Annotated in this window: 14 protein-coding genes; 6 read left to right on the forward strand and 8 right to left on the reverse strand. The window is 70.7% G+C overall.

Annotated elements, in window-relative coordinates:
• Window positions 1-118: 118 nt before the first annotated feature.
• From H9L41_RS17670 to H9L41_RS17685, 4 genes are all read right to left on the reverse strand, one after another.
• The gene (locus H9L41_RS17670; RefSeq protein ID WP_084299950.1) at window positions 119-1,555 is read right to left on the reverse strand and encodes a TAXI family TRAP transporter solute-binding subunit; all 1,437 of its coding nucleotides are present in this window, start codon (window positions 1,553-1,555) and stop codon (window positions 119-121) included.
• A gap of 281 nt (window positions 1,556-1,836) precedes the next feature.
• Window positions 1,837-2,550, reverse strand: a complete 714-nt coding sequence (locus H9L41_RS17675) for a LuxR family transcriptional regulator (protein ID WP_028445278.1) — start codon at window positions 2,548-2,550, stop codon at window positions 1,837-1,839.
• A 238-nt stretch (window positions 2,551-2,788) separates the two neighbouring features.
• A complete protein-coding gene (locus H9L41_RS17680; RefSeq protein WP_028445279.1) occupies window positions 2,789-3,910 on the reverse strand; it encodes an Hpt domain-containing protein in 1,122 nt (373 codons plus the stop codon).
• A 196-nt stretch (window positions 3,911-4,106) separates the two neighbouring features.
• The gene (locus tag H9L41_RS17685) at window positions 4,107-5,105 is read right to left on the reverse strand and encodes an alpha/beta hydrolase (RefSeq protein WP_051318810.1); all 999 of its coding nucleotides are present in this window, start codon (window positions 5,103-5,105) and stop codon (window positions 4,107-4,109) included.
• Window positions 5,106-5,279: 174 nt separating this feature from the next.
• Between H9L41_RS17685 and H9L41_RS17690 the strand changes: the two genes are divergently transcribed.
• From H9L41_RS17690 to H9L41_RS17705, 4 genes are all read left to right on the forward strand, one after another.
• Window positions 5,280-7,430: a multicopper oxidase family protein gene (locus H9L41_RS17690; RefSeq protein ID WP_084299954.1), complete on the forward strand. Its 2,151-nt coding sequence runs from the start codon at window positions 5,280-5,282 to the stop codon at window positions 7,428-7,430.
• A 344-nt stretch (window positions 7,431-7,774) separates the two neighbouring features.
• Window positions 7,775-7,990, forward strand: a complete 216-nt coding sequence (locus tag H9L41_RS17695; protein WP_187523512.1) for a hypothetical protein — start codon at window positions 7,775-7,777, stop codon at window positions 7,988-7,990.
• Between the two features lie 80 nt (window positions 7,991-8,070).
• Window positions 8,071-9,705 (forward strand): RCC1 domain-containing protein, encoded by a 1,635-nt coding sequence (locus tag H9L41_RS17700; protein WP_187523513.1) that lies wholly within the window; start codon window positions 8,071-8,073, stop codon window positions 9,703-9,705.
• 98 nt (window positions 9,706-9,803) lie between these two features.
• Window positions 9,804-9,998 carry a hypothetical protein gene (locus H9L41_RS17705; RefSeq protein WP_028445282.1) on the forward strand — a complete coding sequence of 65 codons (195 nt, stop codon included), beginning with the start codon at window positions 9,804-9,806 and terminating at the stop codon, window positions 9,996-9,998.
• A 43-nt stretch (window positions 9,999-10,041) separates the two neighbouring features.
• Here the strand turns inward: H9L41_RS17705 and H9L41_RS17710 are convergent, their stop codons facing one another.
• The 3 genes from H9L41_RS17710 to H9L41_RS17720 are packed head-to-tail and all read right to left on the reverse strand — an operon-like array spanning window position 10,042 to window position 13,779.
• Window positions 10,042-12,045, reverse strand: coding sequence for an ATP-binding protein (locus H9L41_RS17710; RefSeq protein WP_084299956.1), 2,004 nt, complete (start codon window positions 12,043-12,045; stop codon window positions 10,042-10,044).
• A gap of 52 nt (window positions 12,046-12,097) precedes the next feature.
• Window positions 12,098-12,964: an HDOD domain-containing protein gene (locus tag H9L41_RS17715; protein WP_028445283.1), complete on the reverse strand. Its 867-nt coding sequence runs from the start codon at window positions 12,962-12,964 to the stop codon at window positions 12,098-12,100.
• Entirely contained in the window at window positions 12,961-13,779 is an 819-nt protein-coding gene (locus H9L41_RS17720) for a response regulator (protein WP_157461890.1), read from the reverse strand. Before H9L41_RS17720 ends, H9L41_RS17715 begins: the two co-directional genes overlap by 4 nt.
• A 439-nt stretch (window positions 13,780-14,218) precedes the next feature.
• On the opposite strand from H9L41_RS17720, the gene H9L41_RS17725 reads away from it, so the two are divergent.
• The gene (locus tag H9L41_RS17725) at window positions 14,219-15,619 is read left to right on the forward strand and encodes an FAD-binding oxidoreductase (RefSeq protein WP_028445284.1); all 1,401 of its coding nucleotides are present in this window, start codon (window positions 14,219-14,221) and stop codon (window positions 15,617-15,619) included.
• Window positions 15,620-15,781: 162 nt separating this feature from the next.
• Here the strand turns inward: H9L41_RS17725 and H9L41_RS17730 are convergent, their stop codons facing one another.
• Window positions 15,782-16,426 carry a GNAT family N-acetyltransferase gene (locus tag H9L41_RS17730; RefSeq protein WP_084299958.1) on the reverse strand — a complete coding sequence of 215 codons (645 nt, stop codon included), beginning with the start codon at window positions 16,424-16,426 and terminating at the stop codon, window positions 15,782-15,784.
• A 101-nt stretch (window positions 16,427-16,527) separates the two neighbouring features.
• Between H9L41_RS17730 and H9L41_RS17735 the strand changes: the two genes are divergently transcribed.
• Window positions 16,528-17,442, forward strand: coding sequence for a LysR family transcriptional regulator (locus tag H9L41_RS17735; protein WP_028445285.1), 915 nt, complete (start codon window positions 16,528-16,530; stop codon window positions 17,440-17,442).
• The last annotated feature ends 246 nt before the right edge of the window (window positions 17,443-17,688 follow it).

Consider the following 17,688-nt stretch of genomic DNA (forward strand, 5'->3'; position numbering starts at 1 on the left):
CGGGACATACCGCCGTAGGTCGGGTTTCATACCCGACAGCGACCTCGATCCGCGGCGCTGTCGGGCCGGCCTACCTCCCGCTGATGCTTCACGGCGGCCGCCGTCCGGCATGCCGCCCTCATTCGGTCACCGCGTCGACCTCGCTTCCGAGCCCGTCCAGCCGCCTGCGCACGAAGGCGATGTGCTCGCGCAGCACGTAGAGCTGGTCGACGAAGGCCAGCGGCACGTCGAGCCGGTTGACCGCCAGTTCGATCTCCTCCAGCCGCTCGCGCAGCCGTTCGGCGTCGGCCGGCGCCGGGCCTTCGAGCAGGCCGCGTTCGAGCGAGATCAGCGCGCCGTACCACGGGTAGATGCGCGAATGGATGCGCCAGCGGTACAGCCAGGGCAGCACCCGCAGCGCCGGGATCAGCAGCACCGCGATCGGCAGCAGCACGATCACGATGCGGTCGAACAGGCTGGCCATCCAGAACGGCAGCGTGCGATAGAAGAAACCCTTGCCGTACTTGTAGTAGCGCGCCGCGTCGTCGCTGAGCGGGAAGTCGCCGGCGCGCGCGACCGGGAATTCGCCGGCCTCCTGCAGTACGTTGCGGCGGCCGTGCACCTCGCGCGCCGCCTCGATCAGCAGGTCCGACAGCGCCGGGTGCAGGCTCTCGCGCGCCACCAGCTCGACGTTCGGCGCGATCAGCGTGGTATCAGCCTGCGGGATGTTCTGCGCCAGGTCGATGCTGCCCATCGGCAGCCGCAGGCGGTTGAGCGAAGGCAGCTTGCGGGTATAGGCCTCGGCCTGGGCCAGGTCGATCATATGGATGCCGGGCGCGAACAGCAGCCGGCGGATGGTCTCCGGCTTGGCCGAATCGCCCATCAGGAACACCGCATCGATCTCGCCGTCGAGCAGTTCCTGCACCGCGTCGTCGGCCTCCAGTCCGCGCAGCTGCGTGTCGTGGCCCGGCTCGATGCCGTTGGCCTTGAACAGCGCCAGCGCCAGCACCCGCGCGCCGCTGCCGATGCGGCCGATCGAGACGCGCTTGCCGGCCAGCTGCGCCAGCCGGGTGATCGGCTCGGTGCCGCGGTAGAACATGAACACCGGCTGGTGCGACACGCTGCCGAGCGAGACCAGGCTGCCGTCGGCCGGTTCGGCCGAGACGCCGTCGAGCACGAAGCCGACATCGACCTTGGCAGCCGGATCCCTGAGCCGGCTCAGGTTCTCCAGCGAGCCTTCCGACTCCAGCACCACCAGACGGATGCCCTCGCGCGCCAGGATCTGGCGATAGCGCTCGGCCTGCTTGTGGAAGGCGCTGCCCTCGGGACCGCTGCTGATGGTGAGCGTATTGGGCGGCGCCGGGTTGAGGAACCAGATCGCCACCGCAGCCAGCACGGCGAACAGCAGCACGAAGGGGCCGGCGGTCAGCGCCAGGTCGCGCCAGGACACCGCCGCGACGCGCGCGCGAAAGCGCTCGGGCAGCACGGCGCGCACGAACTTGCGGCCGCCGGGGCGCTTGCCGCCGGGCCGCTTGCCGCCGGAATGGGATGGGCGCGGGGCCTCGGGATTGGGCATGGGCATCTCCTCGCTGGGGTAGCGAGTTTGCCATGAAGCGCCTGGCGGCGCGGGCGCGGGCACGACCGAAAAAGGTACGGCACCGGCTTGAGCAAACCAGCGACGGCTGAACAGTCACGAACGAGCGCCAGCGAGGCCCCCTCGCGGCGGCGAGGGCGGGGGGAGGGGGATTGGATCAGGGTAGGAGCCTTGGTCGAGCACGCACGACACGTAAGCACCCGGCTTTGCCGGGTGCCGCTCTGCGGATTCCGCACGAACGATCGTCGAACTCGGCCCGGCTCCTACAGCAGCAGCCCCAGCGTCAGCGCCCGCACCACCGCCGCGGTGCGATTCGCCGCGCCGAGCTTGGCCACCACGTTGTTGATATGGAAATTCACCGTGCGCTCGGTCAGGCCGAGGATGTCGGCGATGTCGGCCGAGGTCTTGCCGTCGGCGGTCCAGCGCAGGATCTCGACTTCGCGGAAGGTGAGCTTGGCGCCGTTGTCGGGCGCCAGCTTCTCCTTCAGCGGCGCGCTGAGCACCGTGTGCGCCACCTGCGCCAGCCAGCTCATCTCGGGCGTCTTGCGCGCCAGCTCGGCCCGGCCGAGGTCGCCGTCGCTGCGCGCCAGCGTGAACATGCTGAGCGCGCCGGTGAAATCGCGCATCGACTGCGCCCAGCCGTGGCGCAGGCCGTGCTCGCGCGCCTCGTCCCACAGCGCCGGCGTGCTGGAGAACAGCGCCTCGGACCACACCACCGGCTGGACCGAACGGGTGCAGTGCCGCACGCTCGGGTCGACCGCCAGGTAGTTGCGCTCGAGGTAGCGCTTCTTCCAGTGTTCGGGATAGTTGTTGAGCAGCACCATGCGCGGCTGCGTCATCGAATTGGGCACGCGCAGGCCGAAAGCGCAGTAGTCGAAACCCAGCGAACGCGAGAATTCGACCACTTGCTCGAAGATCTTGTCCGGGTCCTTGGCGTCGGTCATCGCCAGAACCTGGTCGTACTGCCAGTTCTGCATTCTTCCTCCTCGGACAGGCCAGTCGGCCTGCTCACCGTCGAGGCCGCGGGTTCTTTGCCCCGTCGGCCGGCTGCGGATCGTCCGCATTCGATCCGTCTGTATTTTGAAAATCCCGTCGATTCAACTGCTTGATCGATTGGATTTGATATTTTATTCCAATGTCAATTGGGGATAAATCCCTGTCACTAGCGACAGTTGTGCAGCGCAGCAAAACAGGGGCGGCCCGCCAGGCGACCGATCAGCCGGCCGAGGCCGCCAGATCGCGCGCGATCGCGTCGAAAGCGTTGATCAGCATGGCGTCGAAGCGGGTGTCGAGGCCGCCGCCGATGTCGAACAGCGTGCGCAGCACGCCGCGCCGGTAGTCCTCGCCCGTGAGGCCCGCCACCCGCTCGTGGAACAGGTCGGCGCAGGCCAGCATCAGTGCGCCCTGGTGCGGCGGCAGCGGATGGTCGGGCGCGGCGATGCCCTTGCCGTTCACGCCCAGGTGATGCTGGCGGACGATGCGGGCCGCCTCGGTGCAGTCGGGCGCCACCGCCAGCAGCCAGGCCGCCGCGCGTTCCGGGTGGGCGGCATAGGCCGGCCAGCCGGCCGAGCCGGGCTGGGGGAAATCCAGCAGCAGCTCGTCGGGCAGCGCCAGCAGGCCGACGTCGTGCCAGCACACCGCGATCGACAATACGTCGTGATCGGTCGACCGCGGGTAGTGCCGGTTCAGCGCCAGCACCAGCGCGCGCTGCTGCGCCACCCGGTCGTGCCAGTCCGGCCGCCGCTCGGCCAGCGCCGCGGCCAGCCGTTCGCCCAGCGCCAGCGCGCGCGCCACGCTGGCGGCCGCCGGCGGCGGCTCCGGCGGCGGTTCGAGTTCGAAGGCGCCGAGCCCCTCGCCGTGGGCCGCCAACAGCACGTGGCGCGCCGCCTGGTCGGCCTCGGCCTGGTTGCCGGCCTGCGCCAACAGCTGGATCAGCCGCAGCTGGCCGCCGCGCGGGGTCTCGTCGAACTGGCGGGTGCGCGCCAGCGTCATCATCATGGTCGGCACCTGGTCCATGCTCTGCAGCAGCGCCTCGGCGACCAGCGCCGAGCACTGGAAGGTGCGGTCGCGCAGGCTCTGCAGCACGCCCTCGAGCTGGTGCACGAATTCCATGATCGGGGTGGCGCGGCAGTAGCCGAAGTCGCCCTTGATGGTGTGCATGTGGCGGAAGGCGCTCGACAGCAGCTCGGCCGAATCGGGGTATTGCACCAGCCGATGCAGGTCCTGCTCGAGCTGCGGCAGGTGCTCCTGCACCTCCGTGATCACGTCCGGCAGCAGCGAGAATTCGACGTCGTCGGCGTTCATCGCGCGGGCCCGGGCGGCAGCCTCGCCGGCCATGTCGCGGCCCGCCGCCGGCGGCCGGGAGCAGCGCCTCGATCGCCTCGGATTCGATTTCGGTCGAGCACACGCTCATGGTCGTTTCCAGGTCTGGGTGGGGAAAGGCCGGCGGCACCGCGCGGCACGGCCACGGCCATTATAGAGAGCGGAACGGCGCCGGGCATGCCGGCGGCATCGGCCGCCGGCAGATCGCCGCTCAGTGCGGCGCGGCGGCCACGGCCAGCGCGCGGGCGAGCGCGGGATCGAGCGAGGCCATGAAGCCCTCCACCGCCGCCGTGTAGGCGCCCGGCAGGCCCAGTTGCAGATTGATGTCGCGGTGGGTCAGATCCTGCGGCAGCACGGCGGCGCGCATGCCCAGCCCGGTGGCCTTGTCGACGTAGCGGCGCGCATGCGGGCAGGCCGCCTCGCGCCGGCTCGAACAGACCGCCAGGACCGGCGGCGCCGGCCGGGCCAGCGCCCGGTAGGGCGAGGCCGCGCGCCAGAAGGCCGGATCCTGGCCGAAGGCGCGGTCGTAGAGGCCGAGGTGGCGCATGTTCATAATCGCTTCGACGTCGAGCGCCGCGCTGTCGAGCAGCACGCTGCCGAGCCAGGGGCCAGCCCCGGCCGCCAGCGCCGGATCGCTGCCGACCAGCGCGATCAGGTGGGCGCCGGCCGAATGGCCCATCAGCACGAAGCGGCGCGGATCGCCGCCCCACTCGGCCGCCCTCGCCTGCGCCGCGGCCAGCGCGCGGGCCACGTCGCGCGCCTGCTCGACCGGGTCGGCCTCGGGCAGCATGCGGTAGTCGATCGACACCAGCGCCATGCCGGCCGGCACCCAGCGCGCCGCCTTGTTCTCCACCACCGCGGCCATCGCCTTGCCGCCGATCGCCCAGGCGCCGCCGTGCACCATGAAGATCACCGGCATACCGCCGGCCTGCGCGCGGGCTTCGGCCGGCAGGTAGACGTCGAAGCGCTGGCGCCGGTCGGGGCCGTAGGCGATGTCGCGCAACACCCGCACGCCGGCCGGCAGCTCGGCGCGGCGGCCGGCCTCATCGCCGTCGAGCTCGTCGCCCTGGCGCTGGGTTTGGCGCTCGGCCAAGCGGGCAGCGATCCGTTCCCGCAGCGTTTCGGCCCCGACCGGCTGCGGCGCCGCGAGGCAGACCGGCAGCGCCAGGACCAGGGCGCGCCAGGCGCCCGGCAGTTTCGACCACGACATACGCGTTTCCCTTTCGCATTGATTGTTACTCCGGCTGTAACGCAGCGGCACCCGGTCCGGACGACAGGCGGGCTCGGCCTTCGGCTATAACGCAGAGGCTCCGGCCTGCGTGCCGGACGGACCGCTGCACCGCCGGACCGGCGGACCAGACGATAACTGACATGGGAGGATGCGATGTTGAAAGACCGGAACGATTCACCGAGCCGACGCTGCGCACTGTTGCTGGCCAGCCTCGGCGCCGCCGGCTTCGGCCTGGCGCCGGCCGCGCTGCACGCCGCCGACGCCAAACCGGACCAGATCCCCAACCCGCCGGTGCTGCGCGCTACCGCCGCCCCACCGGCCGGCGCGACGCTGCTCAAGGCCGGCAAGCCGGCGCCGCGGCTCAACCTGATGGCCATGCCCAAGACCCGCGAGCTCGAGCCTGGCGTGCAGCGCGAAGTGGCCTTCAACCTCGACATCCAGTACCTCAACGGCTGGATCCGCAATCCCTCGGTCGAGGCGCCGGGCCAGATCGCCTACGACAAGGTCCAGCTGCGCAGCTACGTGCCGGGCAGCGGCGAGCCGGCCCACTCGATCGAGCCGTCGACGCAATGGGGACCGCCGGGCCAGACCTCCTACGTCGCGCCGCTGATCGAGGCCTACCCGGGCCAGACGGTGCGCGTGCAGCTCAACAACAACCTGCCGGCCGACCCCACCTGCGGCGAGCAGGGCGGCAGCGGCAACACCCCGCACTGCTTCAACGGCACCAACCTGCATTCGCACGGGCTGTGGATCAACCCGGCCGGCAACAGCGACAACGTGCTGGTGTCGATCAACCCCGGCGTCGGCTTCCAGTACGAATACAACATCCCGCCGACCCACCCGGCCGGCACCTTCTGGTACCACACCCACCGCCACGGCTCGACCGCGCTGCAGGTCTCCAGCGGCATGGCCGGCGCGCTGATCGTGCGCGGCACGCGCACCCCGACCGCGACCGAGAATGGCGACCTCGACACGCTGATCAAGCCGACCGCCGCCGCGCCCTTCCCCGAGCGCACCCTGGTGTTCCAGCAGATCCAGTACGCCTGCCGCTTCAAGGGCGGGCCGCTCGACGGCCAGATCAAGACCTACGGCAACGATCCGGAGCCGGGCCAGCAGCCCAATCCCAAGGACCAGCGCTACAAGTGCGATCCGGGCGACGTCGGCGAGATCAGCGGCTACGACCAGTTCGGCCCCGGCACCTGGAGCGACTCGGGCCGCTACACCAGCATCAACGGCGTGGTGCTCGGCCAACTGACCGGCGCGGTGGCCGGCCGGGTCGAGCGCTGGCGCATGATCCACGCCGGCGTGCGCGACACGCTGGCGGTCAAGGTGCGCCTGCGCGACCGCAACGCGCCGGGCGTCGGCGGGCTCAAGGCCGAGGACACCGACGACTACGTGAAGAAATACTGCACCGGTCCCGAGCTGACCGTGCCGCTGGTGGCCGCCGACGGGCTGACGCTGGCCGGCGTGATGAACAAGAAGGCCGTGGTGTTCCAGCCGGGCTACCGCTGGGACGCGCTGATGACCTTCCCCGACGCCGGCGACTACTGCCTGATCAACGACGTCAAGGTCGCCGCCACCATCGACCGCTCGGCGCCGTCGGCCCGCCTGCTCGGCGTGATCGCGGTGCAGGCCGGCACCCAGGTGCAGGGCGACACGACCACCTACCTGAAGAACCAGCTGGTGGCCGCCGCCCGGGTGAACATGCCGGCCGGCGTGCAGCAGAAGGTGATCGGCGAGCTGCAGGACGGGCTCAAGCTGACCAGCTTCGTGCCGCACAAGACCATCGACGCGGGCGAAGTGACCGGCACCCAGACGCTGGTCTTCAACATCGACACCTCGCTGCCCAACACCGCGCTGTTCGAGGTGGACGGCCGGCCGTACGACGGCTCGCGCATCGACCGGGTGCTCAAGCTCGGCGGCGTCGACGAATGGACGCTGACCTCGGACTTCGTCAGCCATCCGTTCCACATCCACGTCAACCCGTTCCAGATCGTCAAGATCACCGCGCCCGACGGCCGCGACGTGAGCGAGCCGGACGCGGTCGACGGCGACGACGCGCAATACCCGGGCCTCAAGGGGGTGTGGAAGGACACGCTGTGGATCAAGAACCTGTTCCCCGGCGGCGCGCCCGACGCGCAGAAGGGCATGTACAAAGTGGTGGTGCGCACCCGCTACGAGCGCTACATCGGCGACTTCGTGCTGCATTGCCACATCCTCGACCACGAGGACCAGGGGATGATGCAGAACATCCGCATCGCCCTGCCCGACGGCAAGGGCGGTACGGCGCAGGGGCACCACTGAGGCCGTGAAACGTGAAAGGTGAAGTGTGAGGTGGCCGCTGCGCGGCCGGACGGGCGTGCACCGTTCGTCCGGCCTCGTGGTGTGTTCGACCGATCCAGCCTAGAAACCAAGCCGTGACAGTCCAGGCCGGGCGGCGGCCGCCGAAGGTCCGTCGCCTCCCTCGCAGGCGCGGGTTTTCGCCGCCGCCCGGCCTGGCCAACCCCGCCGGAATCCATCCCGGCACAGCGGCAAACTGCAGCACCCATACCTAAAAGCAGCAGCGGCGGCACGATCCGGGCGCTTGCGGAACCGGTTCGGCGCCCCTCGCCAGCGGCTCCGCTTCGACAACCCAGGAGGAAACCGCCATGACCGATTTCAAGACCGTCCCCGTCGTCTTCCCGCAGGCCGCACGCAAACCCGTGACCGGCAGCCCGGCCGAACACTGGCTCAACAACGCCGACGTGATCCGCAGCGTGACCGCCACGCTGGCGCTCACATCGGCCAACCATCCCACGACGACATCACGCTGGCCTGGACCGACGCGCTCGGCAGCGAACAGGACCTGGGCGAGTGCTCGCTGAGCAGCCAGGATCTGCAGAACGGCACCGCCTTCTTCGAAATCCCGGCCGCCGAATTCACGCTGGCCGACGGCCGCTACCAGGTGAAGGCCGAGATCTGCTTCGTCAACGGCAAGCAGGCCGAGACCCAGCCGGCCGTCATCCGCGTCAAGCGCAACTTCCCCGCCGTGCTGGCCGCCGCCCAGCTGCCGCCGGGCATCGCCGGCGGCATCTCTGCGAACGATATCGCCCAGGGCATCAGCCTGGTGGTACCGGCCTACGCCGGCATGGCCGAGCTCGACCTGATCACCGTGCGCTGGGGCGCCGCCGCCGACCATGCCAGCCACCGCGTCGCCGCGGCCGAGGTCGGCAAGCCGGTCGCCATCGCCATCCCGCCGGCCATCCTGGCCCAGGCCGAGGCCGCCAGCGGCGCCGCGCCGTTCGAAGTCGGCTACGTGGTGCAGGACGACGCCCGCAACCCGCCGGCCAGTGCGCCGACCGTGCAGGCGCATTACGGCAATTCGTCCGGCGACTCGGGCGGCAACTCGACCGGCGGCTCGACCGGCGGGCCGGACAGCGGCGGCGGCAACGGCCCGAACGGCGCCAATCCCGCCGTCGGCGAGGCCTATGGCCGCGGCTACGGCTACTACTACGACTTCGGCAACGACAGCCAGGGCAACCTGACCGACCTGGCCCTGCTGGCCTCCGAGCACCGCTGGAAAATGCTGTCGAGCCGCAACCACCACGCGATCGGCATCCTCGACAGCGGTCACCTGATGGGTTGGGGCCTGAACGACCGCGGCCAGGTCGGCAGCGGCAGCAGCGACAGCCGCCAGCAGGTGCCGCAGGCGATCGCCGGCGACGTCAAGTTCCGCTACGCCGCCGCCGGCTACGCCCACACGCTGGCCATCGACACCCGGAACCGTCTATGGGTGGCCGGCACGCGCGACGACCAGGCGCTGGGCCTCGGCGCGCTCGGCGACGACGTGCGCCGGCTGCAACTGGTCGACGACGGCAGCAGCTGGCTGATGGTGGACGCCGCCAACAACGTCAGCATCGGCATCCGCAGCGACGGCACGCTATGGGCCTGGGGCCGCAACGACTACGGCCAGCTGGCGCAGGGCAACACCTCGGGCCCGCTCGCGCCGCAGCGGATCGGCAGCGCGAGCGACTGGAAATATGCCGCCATCGGCCAATACAACGGCGCGGCGATCGACGCGCAGGGCCATCTCTACGTCTGGGGCTACAACGGCTACGGCGTGCTGGGCACCGACGCGCCGCCGCACAACACCACCGCGACCACCCCGTTCCGGCCGCCGGCCACGCAGGACCACAACTGGGTGCAGGTCGCCGTCGGCCCGCAGCACATCGTCGCACTGACCGACGACGGCCAGGTCTGGGCCTGGGGCAACAACGACTACGGCAAGACCGGCACCATCCGCGCCGACGGCTACGGCCCCGGCAACTACACGCGCACGCCGCACCAGGTCGGCACCGCCGCCGACTGGGTGTCGATCGCGGCCGGCGCCTACGGCTCGGGCGGCATCCGCCGGAGCGGCGGCAAGCGCCGGCTCTACCTGTGGGGCGGCAACCAGTACCGCGAAATCTTGGCCGAAACGGTCGACCGCTTCTACGACCCGGTGCTGGTGGGCAGCGAGAACGACGGCACCGAAGAGGGATGGCAGTCGGTGTGCATCGCCGAGTACCACATGCTGGGGTTGAAGCGGGAGAGCGATTGAGGCCGGCGAGAATCGGCTCGAAATGAGCTGAAATCGATACGTTCCCTGCATGTCCCCGGCTGCGCCGGGGCATTGCTGATCGGTAATGCTGATGGGCATTGCTGATCGTAGGTCGGGTTTCATACCCGACCTACGATCAGCGCAACCGCATCGCCTACACGCTCGACGTGACAGGCCAGCGCTCCCGCGGGGAGATCCAGGACAGCGGCAGCCTCGCCGCGCTGATCGCCCGGATCGACGCCGGACGCACCGTCCTGGCCCTGCCGCAACTGCCGAATGCGAGCCGACCATGAACCTGCGTGCCCTCCTGATCGCGGCCTTGCTGGCCGCCGCCCTTCAAGCCGCCTCCGGCTGCTCGATCGGCAAAGCCACCCGGAAAGTCGTCCCGCGCCCCACCTCGCTCTGCACCGTGATCGTCCCGTTGTGCTTCTTGATGATGCCGTAGGAGATCGACAGCCCGAGCCCGGTGCCCTTGCCGATCGGCTTGGTGGTGAAGAAGGGATCGAAAATCTTGTTGATGATCTCGGGCTCGATGCCGCGCCCGTTGTCGGAAATCTCCACCCACACCATGCGCTCGTCGTTGCCGGTGCGCACCGTCACCGTGCCGCGCGCGCCGTCGATCGCGTGGCCGGCGTTCACCAGCAGGTTCAGGAAAACCTGGTTCAGCTGCGACGGCAGGCAGGTCACCTCGGGGATCGCGCTGTACTGGCGCACCAGGTCGGCCTTGTACTTGAGCTCGTTGTTGACGATGTTCAGCGTGCTCTCGAGGCAGGCCACCAGGTCGGCCTTCTGCCAGGTGTCCTCGCCGTCGATGCGCGAGAAGTCCTTGAGGTCCTGCACGATCTTCTTCACCCGCAGCAGGCCCTCGTGCGACTGGGTCAGCAGGTCGTCGACGTCGTCGCGCAGGAACGGCAGGTCGATGCGGTTCTTGACCGCCTCGACCGTCTGCTGCGCCTCGCTCGGCAGCTTGGCCTCGACCACCTCGTACTGCGCGATCAGCGACAGGAAGTCCTTCACGTAGGTCGACAACGAGCCGAGGTTGGACGAGACGTAGCCGACCGGGTTGTTGATCTCGTGCGCCACGCCGGCCGCCAGCTGGCCGATCGAGGCCAGCTTCTCCGATTGCAGCAGCTGGCTCTGGGCGGCCTGCAGCTCGGCGTTGAGCTGGGCCAGCGCCTCGTTCTGCTGCTGCAGCGCCGAGGTGCGCTCCGACACCAGCGTCTCGAGCCCGCGCCGGTAGGCGTCGAGTTCGAATTCCACCGTCTTGCGCACGTCGATGTTCTGCAGATAACCCTGGTACAGCGCCTGCCCGGCCGGCCCCTGCTTGCGCGCGCCCTGCAGATGGATCCAGCACTCGTCGCCGTCGGCGCGCACGAAGCGGCATTCCATCTCGAACTGGCCGTCGGGCGCCGCGGCCACCCGCTCCAGCAGCCGCGGACGGTCGTCGGGATGGATATGCTCGAGCAGCGAGGAGCCGCCGATCCAGGCCGCGGTATCCATGCCCAGCCGCGCATCGGCCTGCGGGCCGATGAAGGTGAGCCGCCAGTCGCCGGCCTCGGCGATCCACGGCACCACGTTGCTCGATGCCATCAGGCTGCTGTTCTGCGCCTCGCTCTCGGACAGCGCCTCCTTGGTCCGCTCGAGCGCCTGCACCTCGCCGCGCAGCGTCAGCCGCATCTGGTTCATCGCGCGCACCAGCACGTTGAGCTCGTCGTCCTCGGCGGCGCCGCGGCGTTCGAGCGACCATTCCCGGTCGAGCTGGTGGATGGTGGTGTGGCGCGCCTGCCGCGCCAACCGGGCCAAGGGCTGGCTGACCAGGCGGTTGAAGATCAGCAGGACGAAGACCGAGGCGAACAGCAGCGTCACCGTCTGGGTCAGCAGGATGACCATGGCGTGGCCGGCAACCTGGGCATAGACGTCGCGCAGCGAGGCGTGCACGCGCAGCTCGCCCAGATTGGTGCCGTCATGGATCAGCGGAATCCGGTGCAGGGTGGTCTTGTCGAGCTCGATGCCCTCGCCCGCCTCGCCGACCAGGCTGCCGCGGTTGTCGACCACGCTGGCGTATTCCACGTTCGGCAATTGCAGCAACCCGCGCAACTGGGCGTCGATCTGGGTGCGGTCGAAGTTCCACAGCGCCGAGGCGATGCTGGCTGCGTTGACGCGCTGGTATTCCTCGATCCGGCCGTCGACCTGGCCGGTCTCGTAGTGGTAGTCGACGACCAGCTGGATGGCCGACAGCACCAGCGCCATCGCCGCGTTGAACGCCACGATGTGGACCAGCACCTTCCAGCCGAGCGGACTTTCCCGCTTGTACGCCGCCAGCTTCCTGAATAGCTCCATCCTGATCCTCCAGCAGAGGTCGCCGGCGGGGCGGCTGAGCCGCCGCGCCGGCTCAGCCGCCCGGCCGGCCGGCGCGGTTCATGGCGAACATCAGCGACAGCTCGGCGTCGACCCGCTCCTCGAGCCAGGCCAGCCGGGCCGGGTCGATCGCCAGCTCGTCGAGCCGCGCCTGTGCCGTGGCCGGATCCTGCGCACCGCGGCGGGCGATCAGGTGGTCGGCCACCCGGTTGGCGGCGAATACCGTGCGCTCCAGCGGCGTCACGCACAGCTCGCGGTGATGGTGGCGCCGTACTGCCTGCACCATCGGCTCGGGCAGCGCCCAGTGATCGAGCAGGCAGGCGCCGAGTTCGGCGTGGTCGAAGCCGAACAGCGCGATCTCGTCCTCGAACGAATCGTCGTCGCCGGTCGACTCGCCGGCGTAGATGCGTTCGACCAGCGAGCGGGCGTAGATCACCATCAGGAGCTTGCCGGCGTCGTGCAGGATGCCGGCGATCAGCGCCACGTCCTGCGCCACGCCGGCTTCGGCGGCCAGCAGGCGCGCGGCGACGCCGGTGACGATGCAGTGCATGACGAAATCGTTGGCCAGCACGTCGTCGTCGGCCGCGCCGAAGGTGTCGAGCAGGTAGCCGCGGATCAGCATGCTGCGCGCCGCGGCGAGGCCGATCACGGTCAGCGCGCCCTGGATGGTGTCGACCTGCTTGCTGAGCCCGAAGAACGGCGAATTGGCCACTCGCAAGAGCCGCACCACGCTGCCCGGATCGGCCGCCACCACCCGTTCGAGCACCTGGATGTCGCCGTGCTCCCACGACACCTGGCCGACCAGGCTGGCGAAGGCCGGGTTGAATTGCGGCAGCTTGTCGCCGTAGCGCAGAAGCCAGTCGCGCGCGGCCGGCGGGTAATCGAAATCGCTGCCGCTCATGGGGCGGTCTCCGCGCCGGCGCCGCCCGGCGCCGGCACCAGGGTGAGGATATGGCCCAGCGTGGCCTGCCCGGCCAGCAGCGGGCTCAGCTGGAACACCTGCTCGCTGCCGTCGTCGGCGCGGTAGCGGCCGGCGGCGTGGCCGGTATCGAGCAGCGCCAGCAACGCCGCCGGCAGCGCCTGGCGCAGCGCCGAGCCGGCGCACAGCGCGGGGAACAGCGTGGTCGCCAGCCGGTTGCACACCGCCACCGTGCCGTCCGGCGCGAAGCCGACGATCGCCACCGGCGCCTGGTGCAGCACCTGCTGGGTCACGCTCAGCACCGACATGCCGAAGTCGCGCTCGCTGCGCACCTCGGCCAGCGCCGCCTCGAGCTGGCGGCGGATGTCCTCCAGCGCAGCGTTCTTCTGCACCAGCTCGTCCGACAGACGGGCGCAGTTCATCTTGAGTTCGTAGTGGCCGAAGGCGTCGCGCACCTGCTCGCGCAGCAGCTCGTCCTCCCACGGCTTGGTGAGGAAGCGGAACACCGAGCCGCGGTTGATCGCATCGGTGACCGAGTTGAGCTCGGTGTAGCCCGACAGCACGATGCGCACGCTCTCGGGCTGCAGGATCTTGGCTTCGCTGAGGAATTCGGTGCCGGTCATGCCGGGCATGCGCTGATCGGAGATGATCACGCCGACCGGGTTGGCGCGCAGCACCTCGAGCCCGTCCCGGCCCGATCCGGCCGACAGGATGCGGTAGCCGTCGCGGCGGAACAGCCGGGTCAGCGCCGACAGGATGTTGGCCTCGTCGTCGACGAGGAGCAGGGTGCGGTCCATGCGCTCGTCCATCACGCCGCGTCGCAAATCCGGCCGAGCGGCCGGCGCGGTGCGGCAGGCCCGATGCCGGCCGGGCGCGGCCCCGTTCCGCCGGGCAACGGTCTGTCGGGAGGCGGTCCGCCAGGCTGCGGGCTGCGCTGCGCATCCATCCGATTCTCCTCGGAGGCCGGCCGCATGGCTGCAGCCGGCACTGCCCGCTTCGACGCCGGGCTCTCGTGTTCATCGCCCGCCGTGGCTGCGGCGTGCCTGCCCGTGCCGCGGCCGGGGCGCGCGGACAGGCTATTCGAGACTAGAACACTTTGCCCCAGTTACAAGCGGGGCGCGGCATGCGCGGCCGTTTTACCCACCGCGCTGGCGGCCGGCGCCGGCAGCGGCCATGATGCAGCATCCGGCCGCCCGCGCGGGGCCGCGGCCCAACCGCTTCCCACCCTGGCCCCGCATGAGCGACTTCCTCGACACCCTGCGCAGCCGACTGCCCGCCGCTGCCGTCTGTACCGATCCCGAGCGGCTGGCGCCGCGGCTGGCCGACCCGCTGGGACGCCTGCACGGCCGCGCCCAGGCGCTGCTGCTGCCGGCCAGCGCGGCCGAGGCGGCGATCGCCGTCCGGCTGTGCGCGGTACACGGCGTGCCGATCGTGCCGCAGGCGGGCAATACCGGCCTGGTCGGCGGCCAGACGCCCGACGCGGGCGGTCGCGCCGTGCTGCTCGGCTGCGACCGGCTGAACCGGATCCGCGCCGTCGACGCCGTCGGCCATGCGCTGGTGGCCGAGGCCGGCTGCACGCTGGTCGCGCTGCGCGAGGCGGCCGAGCAGGCCGGCCGGCTGTTCCCGCTGTGGCTGGCCTCGGCCGGCTCGGCCATGCTCGGCGGCCTGGTCGGCAGCAATGCCGGCGGTACCCAGGTGCTGCGCTACGGCACCATGCGCGAGCTGGTGCTCGGCATCGAGGCGGTGCTGCCCGACGGCGAGATCTACGAAGGCCTGCACAGCCTGCGCAAGCGCAACGTCGGCTACGACCTCAAGCAGCTGTTCATCGGCGGCGAGGGCACGCTCGGTTTCGTCACCGCGGCCAGCCTGCGGCTATGGCCCCGGCCGCGCGGGCAGGCCTGCGCGCTGGTGGCATTGGCCGATGCCCAGGCCGCGACAGCGCTGTTCGCCCGCGCCCAGGACGGCGCCGGCGACGTGCTGACCGCCTTCGAGCTGATCAACCGCGCCGCGCTCGAGCTGGTGATGCGGCAGCATCCCGAGCTGGCCTCGCCGTTCGGCACGGCGCCGGCCTGGACGGTGCTGATCGAGCTGGCCGGCAGCGAGGACGACGCGGTGCTGCAGCAGCGCCTGTTCGACCTGCTGGCGGCCGCCGCCGACGCCGCGGTGGCGCAGGACCTGGCGCAGCGTGCGCGCTTCTGGGCGTTGCGCGAGCACATCCCGTCGGCGCAGAAGCGCGCCGGCCCGGCGATCAAGCACGACCTGTCGCTGCCGATCGCCGCCCTGCCCGGCTTCCTGGCCGAGGCCGAGCGGCGGCTGGCCACGGCGCTGCCGGATGCGCAGCCGATCGTGTTCGGCCACGTCGGCGACGGCAACCTGCACTACAACCTGCAATTGCCAGCCGCGGCGGCGGCGCAGCTCGCGGCCTGCGAGCAGGCCGCCAATGCCACGCTGTACACGCTGGCGCGCGGCTACGGCGGCGATTTCTCGGCCGAGCACGGCATCGGCCGGTTGCGGCTGGCGGCGGCCGAGCAGTATCACGATCCGGTCGAGCGGCGGCTGATGCAGAGGATCAAGTCGGCGCTCGATCCGGCCGATCTGTTCAATCCAGGGGCGATGTTGCGGCGGGCCGGACGCTGACGGCGATGCGATGCGCACGATGAAGGGCGGACGGTGATCAGCACCGACTGCTGAATGGGATATGCGGGCCGAAACCGCTACGGAAGTCGAAAGCGACGAACCCATCCAGCGTATCGCGAAGGATGGGTTCGTCGTGGCGGGCGGATCGCCCGCACCGGGCGATCAAGCGGCCAGCACAGTCTTGCCGCGCGTCCGCTCGGGCCGGCCGGCCGTACGCAGGCCGGCATCGGCCCGCGCATGCAGCGGCGCCGATGCCAACGGGTGGCCGGCCTGGCAATCGAGCCCCAGCCGGTAGACCAGGCTGGCCGGCAGCCAGGGGAAGTCGCTGAGTTCGCCGACGCCGCGCAGGCCGAGCTTCTCCAGCACACGGCGCGACGCCAGGTTGTCGGGGCGCACCAGCGCATGGACCTCGTCCTGTCCCAGTTCGCCGAAAGCCAGCGCCAGCGCGGCCTGGCCCAGTTCGGTCGCCAGCCCCTGGCCCCAGGCGGCCGGTCGCAGGCGGAAGCCGAGATTGAGCCGCTGCTCGCCGCCATAGTCGCGCCACGACAGGCCGCCGAAGCCCAGCACCTGCTCGGGCGCCTCGCGGCGGCACACCACCCACATGCCGAAGCCGTGCCGTGCCCAATGCAGCTGCCAGCGCCATAGCAGGTGGCCGGCCGCCTCGCGGCTTTCCAGCGGGCCGGCCGGGTTGTGGCGCTGGGTGGCCGGGTCGGAGAACACGGCGAACACCGCGTCGAGGTCGGCATCGGTCGGTGCCCGCAGCAGCAGGCGGTCGGTTTCGAGGTCGGCGAGTCGGGTCGGGCGCATGCTTGGGTCCCCGCGGGGCGTGAATCGGATGGCCGCATTGTGTGGCAGCGCCTGCCATACCGGAATACGATGGAGGCTTATAGTTGTTATAAGCATCGATTATGTCTTTGATGATCAGCGATCTCGAACTGCTGGCCGACGTGGCCGAGCGCGGCAGCTTCAGCCAGGCCGCCGCCGCGCGCGGCTGGTCGCAGCCGCAGGTGAGCCAGCGCATCGCCCAGCTCGAGGCGGCGCTCGGCACCCAGCTGTTCCAGCGCCACCGCCGCGGCGCGGTGGCGACGCCGGCCTGCCTGACCTACCTCGAATCGGTGCGGCGCGCGCTGGCCGAGCTCGACGGCGGCCGCCGCGCGATCCAGGGCGCGCCGGCGCTGCCCGAAGCCCGGGTGGGCTGCCCGCCGTCGCTGGCCTCGCTGGTGTTCAGCCCGCTGGTGGCGGCGCTGGCCGAGGCGCCGGTCGAATTGTTCTGCCATACCGACCACTCGCCCGAGCTGATGGAGCGCGTGCTCAGCGGCCGGCTCAAGCTGGCCTTCGTGCTCAACCGCCCCACCATCACCGGCATCCAGCTCGAGGCGTTGGCGCGCTCGCCGATCGTCGCGCTGGTGGCGGCCGACCATCCGCTGGCGCAGGCCGGCCCGCTCGAGCTGGCGCAGATCGCCGATGCGCGCATCTCGCCGCAGTGGTGGGGCAGCGACGCCGAGGAGCTGGTGCGGCTGATCCGCCAGCACCGCCGCGCACCGTTGCCGCTGCACAGCAACCAGCCGGCCACCACCGCGCGCGAGCTGGCGCTGGAGCACGGCTTCATCGTGTTCATGCCGGCCATCGCGGTGCTGGCCGAGCTGGCGGCCGGCACGCTGGTGCCGCTGGCGATCGCCGACCTGCCCCAGTGGCACTGGGAGGTGATGATGGCCTACCGCGGCGGCAAGCGGCCCGACGCCGCGCGCGAGCAGGTGCTCGGCGCGGCGCGGCGGATCGGCCAGCGCTGGCGCGACGCGCTGGCCGGGCTAGGATGGGAATGAAGCGGCCCTCCACGCGCGCCTTCGCGGAACAGGACTGTGTAGGAGCGGCTTCAGCCGCGAATGGCCCCGGTAGTACGGCAACTGAAGCCGCCGTCCACGCGCATATCGCGGACCAGGACCGTGCTGTAGGAGCGGCTTCAGCCGCGAATGGCGCCGGCGGTGCGGCAACGATTCGCGGCTGAAGCCGCTCCTACGGGCGACGTAGTCGCCCGCCGTTCGGCGGCCTCTCCGTCCATCCAATCATCG

It is taken from the genome of Chitinimonas koreensis, assembly GCF_014353015.1.
Taxonomy (GTDB): Bacteria; Pseudomonadota; Gammaproteobacteria; order Burkholderiales; family Chitinimonadaceae; genus Chitinimonas; species Chitinimonas koreensis.